At 68.6% G+C, this 15,904-nt stretch carries 15 protein-coding genes; 10 read left to right on the plus strand and 5 right to left on the minus strand.

The genetic code is table 11. The features are described 5' to 3' along the window. Nucleotides 1-102 precede the first annotated feature (102 nt). Both CAL15_RS16050 and CAL15_RS16055 read left to right on the plus strand, forming a co-directional pair. Complete coding sequence (locus CAL15_RS16050) at nt 103-714, plus strand: glutathione S-transferase family protein (RefSeq protein ID WP_086079511.1); 612 nt, start codon at nt 103-105, stop codon at nt 712-714. 78 nt (nt 715-792) lie between these two features. Then, the gene (locus CAL15_RS16055; protein ID WP_086079512.1) at nt 793-2,853 is read left to right on the plus strand and encodes a 2Fe-2S iron-sulfur cluster-binding protein; all 2,061 of its coding nucleotides are present in this window, start codon (nt 793-795) and stop codon (nt 2,851-2,853) included. A 20-nt stretch (nt 2,854-2,873) separates the two neighbouring features. Here the strand turns inward: CAL15_RS16055 and CAL15_RS16060 are convergent, their stop codons facing one another. Continuing rightward, complete coding sequence (locus tag CAL15_RS16060; protein ID WP_198299066.1) at nt 2,874-3,848, minus strand: formate/nitrite transporter family protein; 975 nt, start codon at nt 3,846-3,848, stop codon at nt 2,874-2,876. A gap of 256 nt (nt 3,849-4,104) precedes the next feature. On the opposite strand from CAL15_RS16060, the gene CAL15_RS16065 reads away from it, so the two are divergent. From CAL15_RS16065 to CAL15_RS16085, 5 genes are all read left to right on the plus strand, one after another. After that, a complete protein-coding gene (locus CAL15_RS16065; protein ID WP_086079513.1) occupies nt 4,105-5,019 on the plus strand; it encodes a D-hexose-6-phosphate mutarotase in 915 nt (304 codons plus the stop codon). A 24-nt stretch (nt 5,020-5,043) separates the two neighbouring features. Continuing rightward, nucleotides 5,044-5,403 (plus strand): winged helix-turn-helix domain-containing protein, encoded by a 360-nt coding sequence (locus CAL15_RS16070; protein WP_086079514.1) that lies wholly within the window; start codon nt 5,044-5,046, stop codon nt 5,401-5,403. 73 nt (nt 5,404-5,476) lie between these two features. Beyond that, nucleotides 5,477-6,154, plus strand: a complete 678-nt coding sequence (gene modB / locus CAL15_RS16075; RefSeq protein WP_086079515.1) for a molybdate ABC transporter permease subunit — start codon at nt 5,477-5,479, stop codon at nt 6,152-6,154. 19 nt (nt 6,155-6,173) lie between these two features. Beyond that, nucleotides 6,174-6,923 (plus strand): molybdate ABC transporter substrate-binding protein, encoded by a 750-nt coding sequence (gene modA / locus CAL15_RS16080; protein ID WP_086079516.1) that lies wholly within the window; start codon nt 6,174-6,176, stop codon nt 6,921-6,923. Further along, nucleotides 6,920-7,702: an ABC transporter ATP-binding protein gene (locus CAL15_RS16085; protein WP_086079517.1), complete on the plus strand. Its 783-nt coding sequence runs from the start codon at nt 6,920-6,922 to the stop codon at nt 7,700-7,702. The genes modA and CAL15_RS16085 overlap by 4 nt, the downstream gene beginning before the upstream one ends. A 120-nt stretch (nt 7,703-7,822) precedes the next feature. Here CAL15_RS16085 and CAL15_RS16090 read toward each other — a convergent pair whose 3' ends face one another. Together CAL15_RS16090 and CAL15_RS16095 are read right to left on the minus strand one after the other, a co-directional pair. Continuing rightward, nucleotides 7,823-8,818 (minus strand): AraC family transcriptional regulator, encoded by a 996-nt coding sequence (locus tag CAL15_RS16090; RefSeq protein WP_086079518.1) that lies wholly within the window; start codon nt 8,816-8,818, stop codon nt 7,823-7,825. Nucleotides 8,819-8,883: 65 nt separating this feature from the next. After that, nucleotides 8,884-9,441: a class I SAM-dependent methyltransferase gene (locus CAL15_RS16095; RefSeq protein ID WP_198299067.1), complete on the minus strand. Its 558-nt coding sequence runs from the start codon at nt 9,439-9,441 to the stop codon at nt 8,884-8,886. Between the two features lie 437 nt (nt 9,442-9,878). Between CAL15_RS16095 and CAL15_RS16100 the strand changes: the two genes are divergently transcribed. Further along, complete coding sequence (locus CAL15_RS16100) at nt 9,879-10,928, plus strand: aldo/keto reductase (protein ID WP_086079520.1); 1,050 nt, start codon at nt 9,879-9,881, stop codon at nt 10,926-10,928. 45 nt (nt 10,929-10,973) lie between these two features. Here CAL15_RS16100 and CAL15_RS16105 read toward each other — a convergent pair whose 3' ends face one another. Further along, nucleotides 10,974-11,804 carry an SAM-dependent methyltransferase gene (locus CAL15_RS16105; protein WP_086079521.1) on the minus strand — a complete coding sequence of 277 codons (831 nt, stop codon included), beginning with the start codon at nt 11,802-11,804 and terminating at the stop codon, nt 10,974-10,976. 285 nt (nt 11,805-12,089) lie between these two features. Here CAL15_RS16105 and CAL15_RS16110 point away from each other — a divergent pair, with 285 nt between their 5' ends. Together CAL15_RS16110 and CAL15_RS16115 are read left to right on the plus strand one after the other, a co-directional pair. Then, nucleotides 12,090-13,544, plus strand: a complete 1,455-nt coding sequence (locus CAL15_RS16110; protein ID WP_086079522.1) for a GGDEF domain-containing protein — start codon at nt 12,090-12,092, stop codon at nt 13,542-13,544. 208 nt (nt 13,545-13,752) lie between these two features. Next, entirely contained in the window at nt 13,753-14,607 is an 855-nt protein-coding gene (locus tag CAL15_RS16115) for a universal stress protein (protein WP_086079523.1), read from the plus strand. A 4-nt stretch (nt 14,608-14,611) separates the two neighbouring features. On the opposite strand, the gene CAL15_RS16120 is transcribed toward CAL15_RS16115, so the two are convergent. Further along, nucleotides 14,612-15,862, minus strand: coding sequence for a lytic murein transglycosylase (locus CAL15_RS16120; protein WP_086079524.1), 1,251 nt, complete (start codon nt 15,860-15,862; stop codon nt 14,612-14,614). Between the last annotated feature and the right edge of the window lie 42 nt (nt 15,863-15,904).

Below are 15,904 nucleotides of genomic sequence, written 5' to 3' on the forward strand. Positions count from 1 at the left end.
GAATGATGTCTTGCGCCGGCGCCCGTTTTTCGGGCGTGGCGGCTTACCTATGATGCGTTTCAGCACGGCATTACGTGCGAACCGACAACATAGGACGTCGCCATGAAACTCTATCACCACGCCCTCTCCGGCCACTCGCACCGCGCCGTATTGTTCCTGTCCCTGACCGGCCAGTCCGTCGAACTGGTCGAGGTCGACCTGGCCCGGCGCGAACACAAGCAGCCCGACTTCGTGAAGCTCAATCCGTTCGGCCAGGTGCCGGTGTTGGTCGACGGCGATATCGTCGTGCCGGACTCGAACGCCATCCTGGTCTACCTGAGCAAGAAATTCGGCAGGACCGACTGGCTGCCCGAGACGCCTGCCGAGGCCGCTGCCGTGCAGCGCTGGCTGTCGGTGGCCGCGGGCGACATCGCGTTCGGCCCGGCCGCGGCTCGCCTCGTCACGGTGTTCGCCGCGCCGCTGGACGCCGATGCCGCCATCAGCCGCGCGCACGTCGTGCTCAAGCGCATGGACGATGCGCTGGCGCTCCACCCATGGATTGCCGCAAACCATCCCACCATCGCCGACGTGGCGCTGTACAGCTACACGGCGCGCGCGCCGGAGGGCAACGTCGACCTGAAGGACTATGGCCATGTCCGCGCCTGGCTGGCGCGTGTCGAGGCGCTGCCCGGCTTCGTCTCGTTCGCCCGCACGCCGGTCGGCCTGGCCGCCTGACCGCCTGCCTCGGCCTTTCCCGAACCCGGCTCGCCTGTACCCGAGGCCGGGAACCATACCGATCTATCGGAGGCGCCCATGCCCAATCCCCCCTGGCATACCGGCGAACTGACCCTGCAAAAACATGCCGGCGCAGCGGCCAGGATGGACGACGTCGGCCGCCGCTTCGTACGCGACTACATGCCGGAGCAGCATCGCGAGTTCTACGCCCAGGTGCCGTTCATCGTCATCGGCACTGTCACGCCGGATGGCCGGACGTGGGCCACGCTGCGCGCGGGGCGTCGCGGCTTCGCGACCTCACCTGACCCGCGTCGCCTGGATCTTGCCATTGCCCGCGAAGCCAGCGACCCCGCCGACGCGGGGCTGGAGGACGGCGACGCAGTGGGCCTGCTGGGCATCGACCTGGCGACCCGGCGTCGCAACCGCATGAATGGCGTGCTGCGCCATGCGCAAGGCAGGATCTCGCACGTCGACGTGGTGCACAGCTTCGGCAACTGCCCGCGCTACATCCACCAGCGCAGCATCGTGTTCACCCGCGACCCCACCGAACAGACCTCCGTGGCGCCGCAGGTGCTGGACGCGCTCGATGCGCCCGCCCGAGCGCTGATCGCCAGGTCGGAAGCCTTCTTCGTGTCGTCGTATGTCGATCTGCCCGACGCCGGCCGGCAGGTCGACGTGTCGCATCGCGGCGGCAAGCCGGGCTTCGTGCGCCTGGACGCCGACGGCGGCATGACGATCCCCGACTTCAACGGCAATCTGTTCTTCAACACGCTGGGCAACTTCATGGTCAACCCGATGGCCGGCGTGACCTTCGCCGACCTGGATACCGGAGAACTGCTGCAGATGAGCGGACGCGCGGAAGTCATCATCGACTCGCCCGAGATCGCTGCCTTCCAGGGCGCCGAACGGCTGTGGCGCTTCATCCCCGAGGCCATCGTGCGCCGCTTACAGGCCCTGCCCATGCGGTGGGACCGCAAGGAGGACGGCGCCGCGCCGAGCTCGCTGCTGACCGGCGATTGGGACGAGGCCGCGGATCGCCTGCGCGCCGCCGGACTGGCCAACAGCTGGCGGCCGTTCCGCGTGACGCACATCTTGGACGAGAGCAGCGTGGTGCGCTCGTTCCACCTGGAACCGGCGGACGGCGCGGGGTACCTGGTGCACCAGGCAGGCCAGTTCCTGCCCATCCGCGTCACGCCGCATGGCCACGAGCAGCCGCTGATGCGCACCTACACGCTGTCGGCGGCGCCATCGGACGGCATCTATCGCATCAGCGTCAAGCGCGACGGCGCGGTGTCGCGCCACCTGCACGACCACGTGCGGGTGGGCGACCTGATCGAGACCCGGGCGCCGGCAGGCGCGTTCACCATCGATCCGCTGGAGCCGCGACCCGCTGTGCTGCTGGCCGCCGGCATCGGCGTGACGCCCATGCTGGCGATGCTGCGCCACGTCGTGTACGAGGGCCTGCGCAAGCAGGGCATGCGGCAGACATGGCTCTTCCATTCGGCGCGCAACCGCGAAGAACGTGCCTTCTCGGACGAGCTTTCCATGCTGAAGGAGCAGGCCGGCGGCGCCGTGCACGTCGTCCGGCTGCTGAGCGCGCCGGGCGATGCCCGCGTGCCGCAGGACTACGACGCGGCCGGCCGCATCGACGTCGACACGCTGCGCCGCTTCCTGCCCTTTGACGACTACGACTTCTATCTGTGCGGGCCCACGCCCTTCATGCAGGCGCTGTACGACGGGCTGCGGACGCTGAACGTGCCGGATACGCGCATCCATGCCGAGGCGTTCGGCGCGTCCTCGATCCGGCGCAGCACGGGTGTGGCGGTCCAGGCAGCCACGCAGGGTGGGCAGCCCCTGCACCGGCCGTCCGCCGAGTCGGTCAAGGTGCTGTTCATGGCGTCGGCCAAGGAGGCGCGCTGGCAGCCCGGCGACGGTTCGCTGCTGCAGCTGGCCGAGCAGCGCGGACTGACGCCGGAATTCGGCTGTCGCGGCGGCAGCTGCGGCACCTGCCGCACGCGGATCATCGCGGGCGCCGTGGCCTATGCCGAAAAGCCGGCGTTCGATGCGCCGGAGGGCGAGGCCCTGATCTGCTGCGCGGTGCCGGCGGCCGGCAGCGGTCCGCTGCAACTGGCGCTTTGAACGACGCCGCCGCGCCGGACTCACACCGCCGGCGGCAAGCGCGACGATCGCGGACCGCTGGTATCCGACGTGCCCAGCGGGCCGCGCACGTCATTGGCCCGGCCGCGGTCCACGTCGGCCCGTACCTGCGCGTGGCTGATCAGCGCGAAGATGAACGTGCCGCCGACCACATTGCCCAGCAGCGTGGGCAGCACGAAGTTCGCGAGCGACTCGGAGATCGTCGCCTCGCCCAGCAGCACCAGATAGGTGACTTCGATAGTGCCCACCACCACGTGGGCAACGTCGGATATGCCCATCAGGTAGGTGACCAGGAAGATGAAGACCACCCTGCCGGACTCCACCGCATGGATCATCCACACCAGCAGCGCGATCAGCCAGCCGGCCAGCACGGCGGTGGCAAAGGACTCGCCATTCGGCGCCTCGAGCAGATGGCGTCCCATGGCGACGAACTCGTCGTTCACCGCGGGCGAGAACATCGGCAGATAGGCGAACACCGCCGCGGCGATGAGGCCGCCCACGAAGTTGCCCAGCAGCACGGTGCCCCACAGGCGCATCAGCTGGCTGAACTTGCGCCAGGTGGGTTGGGACATGAAAGGCAGCACCGGCGTGATCGTGTTTTCGGTGAACAGCTGCTGTCCCGCCGTAATCACGAAGATGAAGCCCAGGGTGTAGCCCATCGCCTCGACGAGCACGGCCCAGGGCGCGTCGGGCACGTACGCCTGCAGCACGCCGCGGCCCAGCATCGAGGCGCTCATGGTGAGGCCGCCCGCGATGGCGGACCAGAACAGGGCGAAGAAATCGCGGCGCAGTTCCTTCTCGCCCTCCTTGCGGATGATCTCGTGCACGGCGGCCGCCTTGGAGGGCAGCTTCTCGGTCAATTCCTCGGCCGATTCCTTTCTGGCGGCCGCATCGCCGCCCGCCTCCGCCTGGCGCGCCAGCTTGTCCGCCAGGCCATCGTCGGCGTCCGTCCGTGTCGAATCATTCTGGTCTGCCACATGCATCTCCATGGAGGGCCGTGGGCCGCGCTTCACGGCCCAGCGCCGCCGGATGGCGGGCGCCCTCAAACATATGCCAACCTGCCGAAATGAGACAGACGCCGCGCCTGACCGATGGCAAGCAGAAGTAAACCGCGCTACAGCGCTGTCAAACTTCGCTTTTCGCCGACATCGAGGACAAGCCCGCACGGCGCAGGCATCGGGTACTCTGCATGCTGACGAGCGCGTGACCGTACCCAGCCAGGAGCAGACCGCCATGAACAAGCCCTCCCCCATCCGCATCATTCCCGAACGCCTCGGCGCGCTGGACTGCCTGCGTGTCGAGACGCCGCACGGCACGGCCCTGATGGCGCGCCAGGGCGCACAGCTGCTTAGCTACACGCCGGCCGGCGAGCAGCCGCTGGTCTGGCTCTCCGAGCAGGCCAGCTTCCAGGCGGGCGTGCCGGTGCGCGGCGGCGTGCCGGTATGCTGGCCGTGGTTCGGCGTGTATGCGTTCAACCCGCAGTCGGTGCGCGACTGCGTGGACGCCCCCGAGGACGCGCCGTCGCACGGGCTGGTGCGCAACGTGGAATGGGAGCTGCTCAGCCAGGACACCGGCAAGGACTGGGGCGAACTGGTCTTCATGCTGGACCTGCGCAAGCGCCTGGGGCCATGGCGGCACGCCGCTCGCCTGACGCTGCGCGCGCGCTTCGGCGCCGCCGTGGAACTGGCTCTCGCCATCGCCAATACCGGCTCGGATGCCTTCACCACCAGCCTGGCGCTGCATACCTACCTGGCGGTGTCGGACAGCCGGAACATTCGCATCGAAGGCCTGCACGACAAGCCCTATCTGGACACCGTGCGCGGCTGGGAGCCGCGCCGCCAGCTGGGCGCCATCACCATCGAAGGCGAGACTGACCGCATCTACCAGGAGGTGGACCAGCCCATCGAGGTGCATGACCCGGGCTGGGACCGCACCATACGCATCGCCGCGGCGAACTCGCGCTCGGCGGTGATATGGAACCCCTGGATAGACAAATCCCGGCGGCTGGACGAGTTCGCGGACGACGCCTGGCAGCGCATGCTGTGCGTGGAAACGGCGCGCGTCATGGACGACGTGCTCACCGTCGAGCCCGACACGACCGAAACCGTGGCGGTGGCGCTGCGGGCGGACGCCGCCGACGAAGCATAGCCCTAGCCGTTTCCCCCACGCGCCATGACCAGTTCCACCACGCCCCGCGTGCAGTTCCGCCTGCGGGTCTATCGCGATGCCGGCATCGCCATCGGTCCCGGCAAGATCGCGCTGCTCGAGGCCATCATCGAAGCCGGGTCCATCACGGCCGCCGCCCAGCAACTGGGCATGTCGTACCGCCGCGCCTGGCTGCTGGTGGACGAACTGAACCGCTCGCTGCGCGAGCCTGCCGTGGAGAGCGCGGCGGGCGGCGCGCGCGGCGGCGGCACGGTGGTCACGAACGCCGGGCTCGAATTGATCCGCTGCTACCGGGCCATCGAGGCGCGCGCCCGCGCGGCCGCGGCCGACGAGATCGCCACGCTGACCGCCATGCTGGCGCGCTAAGCGCGACGCCCTGCCTGCCCCCGCTTCGAACATTCGCTGGTCCTGCCGCCGGGGTCGTTGTATTCTTCCGTGCATGACGCTCTCCGCGATGGCCTCCTTCGACTGGTTCCCGCTGATGCTTTCCCTGAAGGTGGCCGCACTGGCCACCCTGCTGGCGCTGGTGGTGGGCGTCAGCCTGGGATGGCTGTTCGCGCGCCGGCCGTTTCCCGGCAGTACTGTGCTCGAGGCTGTATTCATGCTGCCGCTGGTGCTGCCGCCCACCGTCATCGGCTATGCCATCCTGGTGGCCGCCGGCCGCCGCAGTCCGCTGGGCAGCTGGCTGCGCGAGCACCTGGACTACAGCATCATCTTCAGCTGGCATGGCGCGGTGGTGGCATCGGCGGTGGTAGCGCTGCCCCTGGTGCTGAAGTCGGCGAGCGCGGCCTTCGCCCACGTCGACCGCACGCTGGAGTCGGCCGCCAGCACGCTGCGCCAGTCGCCGTGGTCGGTGTTCATGCGCGTCACCCTGCCGCTGGCGTGGCCCGGCATCCTGGCAGGCACGCTGCTGGCCTATGCGCGCGCCATGGGCGAATTCGGCGCATCGCTCATGGTGGCCGGGTCCATTCCGCGGCGCACCCAGACACTGTCCATGGCCATCTACGACGCCGTGCAGGCCGGCCAGGACGATCTTGCGCTCGTGCTCGTCATCGTCACCTCGCTGCTGTCCATCGCCATCCTGGTGATGTCGAACCGCTATCTCTCGCTACGCTGATCCCAACCAAGGAACCCGCATGCGCCGATCACGTCTCGCCTGCCTGCTGCTTGCCCTGACCGTACCGCTGTCGGCCCGGGCTGCGGAACTGACCGTCTCGGCCGCCGCCAGCCTGACCGACGCCTTCAACGACATCAACCAGCTGTTCTCGGCCCAGGCGCCCGGCGCCACCGTGCGCGCCAACTACGGCGCCTCCGGCACGCTGCTGCAGCAGATGAGCGGCGGCGCGCAGGTCGACGTGTTCGCCAGCGCCGACCAGGCCACCATGGACAAGGCCGTGGCGCAGAAGCTGGTGGATGCCGGCACGCGGCGCGACTTCGCCACCAACAGTGTGGTGCTGATCGTTCCCGCGCAGGACGCGGTGCCCATTGCGTCGGTACAGGACCTGACCGGCGCGGCGGTCAAGCGCATTGCCGTCGGCAAGGTCGCCACCGTGCCCGTGGGCCGCTATACGCGGCAGGCCCTGGAAAGCGCCGGGCTGTGGACCGCGCTGGAACCCAAGCTCGTGCCCGCCGACAGCGTGCGCCAGGTGCTCGACTATGTCCGCCGCGGCGAAGTCGACGCAGGCTTCGTCTACCGTACCGATGCCGCCGTGATGAAGGACAGGGTGAGGATCGTGCTGACCGCCACGGGTCACACCCCCGTCAGCTATCCCGTGGCGGTAGGTGGCGACAGCCCGCACAAGGCGCTGGCGCAACAGTACGTCGACTTCCTCGGCACGCCGCAGGCGCGCGAGGTGCTGCAACGCTACGGCTTCGGCCAGCCGTGATCGACGTAGACCTGCAACTGCACCTGCGCGACGGCGCGCGGCGCTTCGACCTGGCGGCGCGCTTCGCCACCGACGCGCCGTTCGCGGCGCTGTACGGACCGTCAGGCGCCGGCAAGTCGCTGACGCTGCAGGCCATTGCCGGCCTGCAGAAGCCGCGTGCGGGACGGATACTGCTGGACGGCCGCACGCTGTTCGACGCGGCGCGCGGCATCGACGTGCCGCCGCAGGAACGCCGCATCGGCTATCTGTTCCAGCACTACGCGCTGTTCCCTCATCTGTCGGTGCGCGAGAACGTCGGCTTCGGCTTGACCTCGTGGCACAGGCGCGGCCTGGCGGCGAGGGATGCGCGGCGCGTGCAGGACCTGCTGGAACGTTTCGGCCTGGCCGAAATGGCCGACAGCCGGCCGGCCCGGTTGTCGGGAGGACAGCAGCAGCGGGTTGCGCTGGCACGCGCGCTGGCCTGCGAACCGAAGGTATTGCTGCTGGACGAGCCTTTTGCGTCGCTCAACCCCATGCTGCGCGCGTCGCTGCGCCGCGAACTGGCCGAAGTGCGCCGGCAATGGAACATCCCGGCGTTGATGATTTCGCACGACGCCGACGACGTGCTCGAACTGGCCGACGTGGCTTTCGTCTACGACCAGGGCCAGGTCGTGCGCGAGATCGATCTGCGCAGCGGCGCCAGCCGTGATGTCGCCCTGCGTCAGCTGGGCGCCGAAGGCGCCGACGACACGCCGCTGCGGCGCAGGCTGCGCGGCCTGCTGGGCGGCGGGCCGGGCTGACGGGCGTTTAGCATTACCGCGGATGCAGGCCGACGCGGATCCGCGCGCGCAAGCAGGAAGGCCGTACGCGCGCCTGCAAAATCCATGAAAGCCGCGGAGCCGCGTGCAAACAGGAAAATTTCAGCGCGCGTCTTCGAGCAGCCTGCGCCGGTCGCGCATGGGCGAGGCGCCGAACAGGCGGCTGTACTCGCGGCTGAACTGCGACGCGCTTTCGTAGCCCACCAGATGCGCCGCCATGGCCACGTCCACAGTACCCATGAATATCACGCGGCGCGCCTCCTGCAGGCGCAGCTGCTTCTGGTACTGCAGCGGACTCATGGCCGTGACGGCCTTGAAGTGGTGATGGAACGAGGACACGCTCATGTGGACCTCGCGCGCCAGGTCTTCGACGCGCACGGTCTGCCTGAAACGCTCGCGCAGCAGGCGGATGGCATCTGCGATGCGCTGAGTCTGGCTGTCCTGCAGGGCGATCTGGCGCAGCCGGGCGCTCTGTCCATTGGCCAGCAGGCGATACAGGATCTCGCGCTTGATCATGGGCGCCAGCACGGGCACGTCCGCCGGGGCCTCCAGCAGGCGCAGCATCCGCAGCACGGCGTCCAGCAGGGTGGCGCCGATGCGGTTTACGTAGAGTCCGCGCGCCGGGCCGGTCTGGGTCGCCGGCGGCAGGCCGCCGTTGCGCAGCAGTTCGCGGATGTCCTCGGCGCTGAACTCGAGTTTCAGGCCAAGATAGGGTTGCGTGGAACTGGCCGCGGTGACGTGGGCGACCACGGGCAGGTCGACCGACGACACCATGTAGTGCATGGGGTCGTATTCGTAGATCTCGTCGCCCACCAGCAGGCGTTTGGAACCCTGTGCGATGACGCCGAGGGCCGTGCGCTGGATGGCGTGCCTGGGACCGCTGGGATTCATCAGGCGATGGATCGACAGCCCTTCGATGGCTGTGTTGGCCGTTCCTTCCAGATTGCCCGCAAGGCGGCGCAGCAGAAACACCAATTCGAGCTGGGCTCGCTCGAGTCCGGAATCCGATCCGGAACTGGAGGGGTAAAACGCCTGATTGTCGGGCGATGCCGGCGAACCGGCATCGGGCGCATCATTCAGACGAGAAGGATCACGCATGCGGGAACGATCAATAATGTTTGACTGATCAAGCATACAACGGCATGCAGTGATCACTATGCCTGTTACGACTTCCGTTCGGGCACCGTCCAGAAATAGACGGTGCGGCCGTTCACGTTGACGGTCTGATCGGGCTTCCAGTCGCCCATGTCGAAGGCGTGGGACACGATGCGGGTGCCAGGCTTCAGGGCCAGCAGCTTGGGACGCAGTTTTAGGTTGAGGGAAGGCAGCAGGTAAAGGCTGATGACAGTGGCCTCGGACAGGTCTTGCTCGAACAGGTCGGCCTGAACGAACTTGACCTTGTCGGTCACCTTGTTCTGCCTGGCGTTGGCATTGGCCTCGGCGATGCGGGCGGGGTCGATGTCGAAGCCCACGCCGCGCGTGCCGAATTCGCGTGCGGCGGTGACCGGAATGATGCCGTTGCCGGACCCCAGGTCGTACAGCACGTCGTTCGGGCCCACCTTGGCCACCTTCAGCATTTCGTTCACGACCTCTTGCGGCGTGGGCACGAAGATGACGTCCGGGGCGCGTGACGGCGGGGCGGGGGCCTGGGCGCCGGCGGATGCGGTGAACAGGGTCGCGGTGGCGACCAGGGTGGTGAGCAGGGAACGCATAGTCCTCATGCTGGACTCCTGTAGGTTGGCTGGATACAGCTCGGTTCGATGGCGTACACGCGGTCTTGCGGCTTCTCCTGACGTGCGCCCCGCGGCGCCGCGCCTTCCCTGCTCGGTCCGTGCGCGCGAGGCGCCGGCCGCCCATTTTTCTGACTTGAATCTGAATAATTATCAATGCGCCGCAGGGTGCATAGTTGCCTGATCGTCCGAAACTTATGCCTATTCGTGCGAAGCGCCAAGTGGGGTTTTTCCAGGCTCCGTGCCGCCGCTGCCGACGACATCGACGACATTCGTAGAATCAGGCAACAAACCGGCATGATCGGGCAGCAGCGCGCCCGGTGTCCGGCGCATACTTCCGACGCGGCTCACGCCCCACCGTTCCCCTGTCCGCCGCCATCGCGCGACACCTTCCGCGACCGCCGACGGATCATCCAAGGAGTTCCAGCATGCGATACCAGAAACTCGGCAGTACCGGCCTGTTCGTGTCGGAGTTGTGCCTCGGCACCATGACGTTCGGCGGCGAGGGCGAAATATGGAGCAAGATCGGCGCCCTGCAGCAGGACGAGGCCGACAGGCTCGTGGCGCGCTCGCTGGAAGCCGGCATCAATTTCATCGACACGGCCGACGTGTACTCGCAGGGCCGTTCCGAGATCATCACCGGCCAGGCCTTGAAGAACCTCAAGGTGGCCCGCGAGGACGTGGTGATCGCCACCAAGGTCTTCGGAGAAACAGGCACGAAAGGCCACAATTCCAGGGGCCTGTCGCGCTATCACATTCTGGATGGCGTCAAGGCAAGCCTGGCGCGCCTGCAGCTCGACCACATCGATCTGTACCAGGTGCACGGCTTTGATCCGGCCACGCCTATCGAGGAAACGCTGTACGCACTGGACACGCTGGTCAGCCACGGCCACGTGCGCTATGTCGGCGTGTCGAACTGGGCCGCATGGCAGATCATGAAGGCGCTAGGCATTTCGCAGCGGCTGGGACTGGCGCGATTCGAGTCCCTGCAGGCCTACTACACCATCGCGGGCCGCGACCTGGAACGCGAGCTGGCGCCCATGCTGCAAAGCGAAGGCGTGGGCCTGATGGTGTGGAGCCCGCTGGCGGGCGGACTGCTCAGCGGCAAGTACGGGCGCGACCAGGCGGCCGAGGCCGGCAGCCGTCGCGTCGTATTCGATTTTCCGCCTGTGAACGTCGACCGGGCCTACGACTGCATCGACGTCATGCGCGCGATCGCGCAGGCGCGCGGCGTGTCGGTGGCGCAGATCGCCCTGGCGTGGCTGCTGCACCGTCCCGTGGTGACCAGCGTGATCGTGGGCGCCAAGCGGGTCGAGCAGCTGGACGACAACATCGCCGCCACCCGCATCGCGCTGACGAACGAAGAGCTGGAGCGACTGGAGGAAGTGAGCGCGCTGCCGCCCGAGTATCCGGGCTGGATGCTGGAGCGCCTGGGCGGTCAGCGCCGGGCGCAGCTGGCGCAGGCCGCGCGCAGCTGAGATAAGAACGGCGGGGGCGGCAACGCCCCGCCGCATCGACGGGCATCAGGAACGGCTGGCGGTCCAGTTGCCCTGTTTGTCGGCCTTGCCGGTCATGCGCTTGCCGTCGACCGTGCCGGTGTAGCGCACGCCGTCGGCGGTGAACGAGATCTCGTTGCCCTTGAGCCGCGCGTCGGAGATGGGGCTTTGTCCCAGCGTGCCGGTCAGCATCTGGTACTGCTGCGACAGCTTCAGATCCCGATTGCCCAGTTTCCACGCCCCTTCGACCTTGGCGGGCACGATCCACAGCAGCGCCGTGCACCAGTTCTGGCACTGGTCGGTGACGGTGGCCGTTTCGTCGGGCTGCCAGTCGCCCATGCGGAAGGTGTTGGACACCACCCGCGTGCCCGGCTTCATGTCGAGCAGCGTGGGACGCAGCTTCTCGTTGATGGACGGTAGCAGGAACATGGTGATGACCTGCGCGCGCGACAGGTCGGCCTCGAACAGGTCGCCGGCGGTGAAGGTGGCGCGATCGGCGACGCCCGCCTTGGTGGCGGCCTGGCGGGCCAGGGCGACCATGTCGGGGTTGAACTCGATGCCGTGAGCGGTCAGGCCGCGCTGGGCGGCCGTGATGACGGTACGGCCGTCGCCCGAACCCAGGTCGATCAGGTAGTCCTTGGGGGTGACCTTGGCGATGTCCAGCATCTTCTCGACCAGTGCCTGCGAGGTGGGCACCCACACGACGTCCTTGCCGGCCTGCCCCACTTCGGGCTGGTAGGCCGTGTTTTGCGCGACGGCGCCCGCGGCCGGCAGGAACGCCAGGGCGGCCGCCAGCATCGGGGCCAGCAGCGCGGCGCGGGGGGAAGCAAGCGTGGATCGGTACTGCGTCACAGCCATGATGGTCTTCCTTTTCGTCAATGAAATGAGCCGAGCGGCTGTGCAATGGAGCGCATCCGGCCGCTAAGGTTCCCGTCAGGATACGTCCGGATGGTGCCGGATACGTCGCGGCCGGGTCAACCACGGCCGGCGTCCACGCTGCGATGCCGTGGGCGACGCCGCGTCGGCGGCTGGCTAGAATAGCGGTCCGTCGCTGCCGCCGCCGGTCTGCCGTTTGCCCCGCATGGCGCCAAGGCCAGCGGCGAGGTGCGACACGAACGCAGTCCCTGCCAGGAAAACAACAACATGTACCAATCGGCTCCGGCGCAAGGCCAGGCGCCAGCCACCGGATTCGCCAGACTGCAGCGGGCCGCCGTTTCGGCGCTGCTGGCTGCGGCCCTGCTGTACGTATCGTGCATGCTCGGAATCTGGAGCCGCCCCTCGGGATTCATCGCCACGCTGTGGCCGGCCAACGCCATCATGCTGGGCGTGATGGTGCGCTGGCCGCGCCTGTCCGGGCCGGCCGGCTGGCTGGGCGCCTTCTCGGGCTACGTGCTGGCCGACCTGTCCGCCGGCGGCCCGCCCATGATGACGCTGTGGCTCACCCTGGCCAACCTGGCCGGCGTCTTCACCGGATGGACGCTGTTCCTGCGGCTGGAACCCGAGGAACAACGCCTGCAACGGCCCGGCTCGGTGCTGCACCTGTTCGGCATCTGCGCGGCCGCCGCGGCCGCGTCCGCGCTGATCGGCGGCGGCATCACCACCTCCCAGTACGCGCAGGACACGCTGACGGGACTGTCGTACTGGTTCATCGGCGAGCTGGCCAGCTACGTCATCCTGCTGCCCGTGGTGCTGACCTGGCCGGGCCTGCGACGCGTGGCGCTGCTGCGCCGCTCGGCCGACTACAGCGGCCTTCTCACGCGCAGCATACCCGCGCTGGCGCTGGCGGCGTCCATGCTGGCGGCGATGGCCATCGGCGGTCCGGGCGCCATCTTCTTTCCCATCCCGGCCCTGCTGTGGTGCGCGCTCACCTACCGCCTGTTCGTGGTGGCGCTGCTGACCATGGCGGCGGTGGTGTGGGCGCAGATCTACAGTTCGCGCATCATGCCGTCCGAAGTGCTGGCCTCGTTCATGCACGCCGCCACCTCGATGCGCCTGGGCCTGACGCTGCTCGCCCTGGCGCCGCTGACCGTGGCCAGCATCAACACCGCGCGCAACCGCTTGCTGGCCGAACTGGAACACGCCGCCCACCATGACCATCTCAGCGGCGCGCTGACGCGCAGCGCGTTCGTCAAGCGCGGCACGCAGGCGTGGCTGGCCCATGCGCCGTCGCGCTGCCATGCCGCGGCGCTGATGCTGTGCCTGGACGGTTTCCGCCAGGTGGACGACCAGTATGGATACTGGGCCGGCGACCGCATCCTGCAGGCCTTCGCGCGGCAGGCCCGGATGGTGTTGCGCGAAGAGGACATCTTCGGCCGGCTGGGCGACGAGGAATTCGGCCTGCTGCTGTTCGGCGCCTCGCGCCAGGAATCGCTGGCCGTGGGCGAGCGGCTACGCGCCGCGGTCGAGAACATGGAAATCGTGCTGGAGGATGGCAGCCGCCTGGCGTCCACCATCACCGTGGGCGTCACGTGGATGCGCGACCTGAACGACACGTCGCTGGACCGCCTGCTGATCCGCGCCGACGCGGCGCTGCACCGCGCCAAGAAGGCCGGCCGCAACCGCGTGGTCGACGACGCCGACGAGCACACGCTCAGCTGAGGCCGCGGCGCCGGGCGCCCGGTGCGGCAGGCGCTTCGTTGTTGCGGCGCGTTTCTTGCGCGCGGTGCTTGAACTTTCGCGCGGCACGCGGGATAGTGGTTTCGGGGAGGCAACGAACCGGGCGGACGCCCCATGGCACGTGCCGTCGCGCACGCGACCCGGGCGACGTCCGGACGGCCGCGGCCAGCGGCCCACCAAGGAGACTGCCATGAAACAAGTGATCGCCTGCATCGATGGCGTCACGCGCGCACAAGGCATCTGCGACTACGCCATCTGGGCCGCGCGGCGTCTGGACACCGACCTGCAGTTTCTGCGCGTACTGGAATACCACTCGGACTACATGCCGGTATCCGACCTCAGTGGCAGCATCTGGCTGGGCGCGCAGGAAGCGTTGCTGCGCGAGCTTGCCGAGCTGGACGAAAAGCGCTCCGCGGTGGCCCAGGAACAAGGCCGACAATTGCTGGAACTGGTATCCGAGCGCGCCCGCGCGCAAGGCCAAACGCGCATCGATGCGCGGCAGTACCAGGGCGACCTGGTCGAGACGCTGGTCACGCTGGAACCCGACACGCGCCTGTTCGTGCTGGGGCACCACGAAAGGCCGCTGAAGCCGTCGCGCCTGCTGCCCGATCATCGACTGGAAGCGGCCGTGCGCGCACTGCATCGGCCCGTGTTGGTGGCGGGCACCGTCTTCCACGAGCCTGCCAGTTTCATGGTCGCCTACGACGGCAGCGCAACCTCCCGCAAGACCGTCGAGATGGTCAGCCGCAGCCCGCTGCTGGCGGGGCTGCGCGCGCACGTGGTGATGGTGGGCGGCGAGACGGCGGCGGCCGATGCGGCGCTGCGCGACGCGCGCGCCGAACTGGCCAATACGGGCTTCCAGCCGCAGACGGCGCACGTGCCCGGCGAGCCCGCCGAAGCGCTGGCGGCCTATGCGCGGCACCACTCGGTGGACTTGATCGCGATGGGCGCCTACGGCCATTCGCGCATCCGCCACCTGATGCTGGGCAGCATCACCACGTCCATACTGGCACAGGTGCGCCTGCCGTTGTTGATCCTGCGCTGAGCGATCAGGACGCGGGCGCGGCCTTCAACGCCTCGAGCGTTTTGCGCCCCGCCCTGCCGTCGGCCGGCAGGCCCAGCTCGCGCTGCACCGACTGCAGCGCCTGGCGCGTGCGCGCGCCGATCACGCCGTCCGGCTTGCCGATGTCGTAGCCGCGCGCCACCAGCATTTCCTGCAATTGCCGGCGCTCGGCGCGCGACAGGCCCGGATCGTCAGTGGGCCAGGGCGTGGCCAGCGGCGGGCCGCCGCGGAGCCGGTCCGACAGGTGCGCGATGGCCAGCGCATAACTCTCGGCCGCGTTGTACGAATAGATTGCGTCGAAATTACGCGTGACCAGGAAAGCCGGGCCCTTGGGCCCCGCGGGCAGGAACAGCCCGACGGAGGTGTCGCCATCGGGCAGCGCGCCGCCGTCGACGCGGCGCACGCCCTGCGCCGCCCATGCGGACATGGGCTTCTTGTTGCGGCGGCCGGCATTCGACGTGTCCAGCCCCTCGGGCAGCTTCACCTCGAAACCCCAGCCCAGGCCGGGCTGCCAGCCCGCCTGTTTGAGGAAGTTGGCCGTGGAGCCCAGCGCGTCGGGCACGCTGTCGACCAGGTCGCGGCGGCCATCGCCGTCGAAATCGACCGCCAGTCGCAGATAGGTGGACGGCATGAATTGCGTCTGGCCGAAGGCTCCGGCCCACGAGCCGTTCAGGCGATCGGCGGCTACGTGTTCGTCCTGCAGGATGCGCAGCGTGGAATAGAACTCGCCGCGGAAATACGCCTGGCGCCGGCCGAAGCACGACAGCGTGGACAACGAGGTCAACAGCGGCCTGCCGCCCAGGATGCGCCCGAAATTGCTTTCCACGCCCCACACCGCCGCCACCGTGGCGGGGTCCACACCGAACTGCTCCTGCGCGCGAGCCAACTCGTCGCGCCACTGCGCCATGGCGGCCAGGCCGTCGTCGACGCGTTCCTGGTCGACCAGGCCGGCCATGTAGTCCCAGATGGGCGTCTTGAACTCCGGCTGCGCGTCCAGCAAGGGCAGCACGCTCATGTCCGGAGCGAGGAAGGTGATCTGCTCGTCGTAGACGCTGGCCTTCACGCCGCGCTGTACGGCCTCGCCGCGCAGATTGGCAAGGCAGGAGCGGTAGGCGGCGGCGTCGGCCGGGGGCGCAGCGGACGCGGGCGACGAAGCCGGCACGGGCTGCGCGGATACGGCGTGGAGGGACTGGGCGGCCAGCAGGGCCAGCAGGGGCAGGAGGCGGCGATGAGTCATCGGGCCATTCTATACGCGCGGCACCCGGGCTATCGGCCGCGG

It is taken from the genome of Bordetella genomosp. 13, assembly GCF_002119665.1.
In the GTDB taxonomy this organism is placed as follows: Bacteria; Pseudomonadota; Gammaproteobacteria; order Burkholderiales; family Burkholderiaceae_B; genus Bordetella.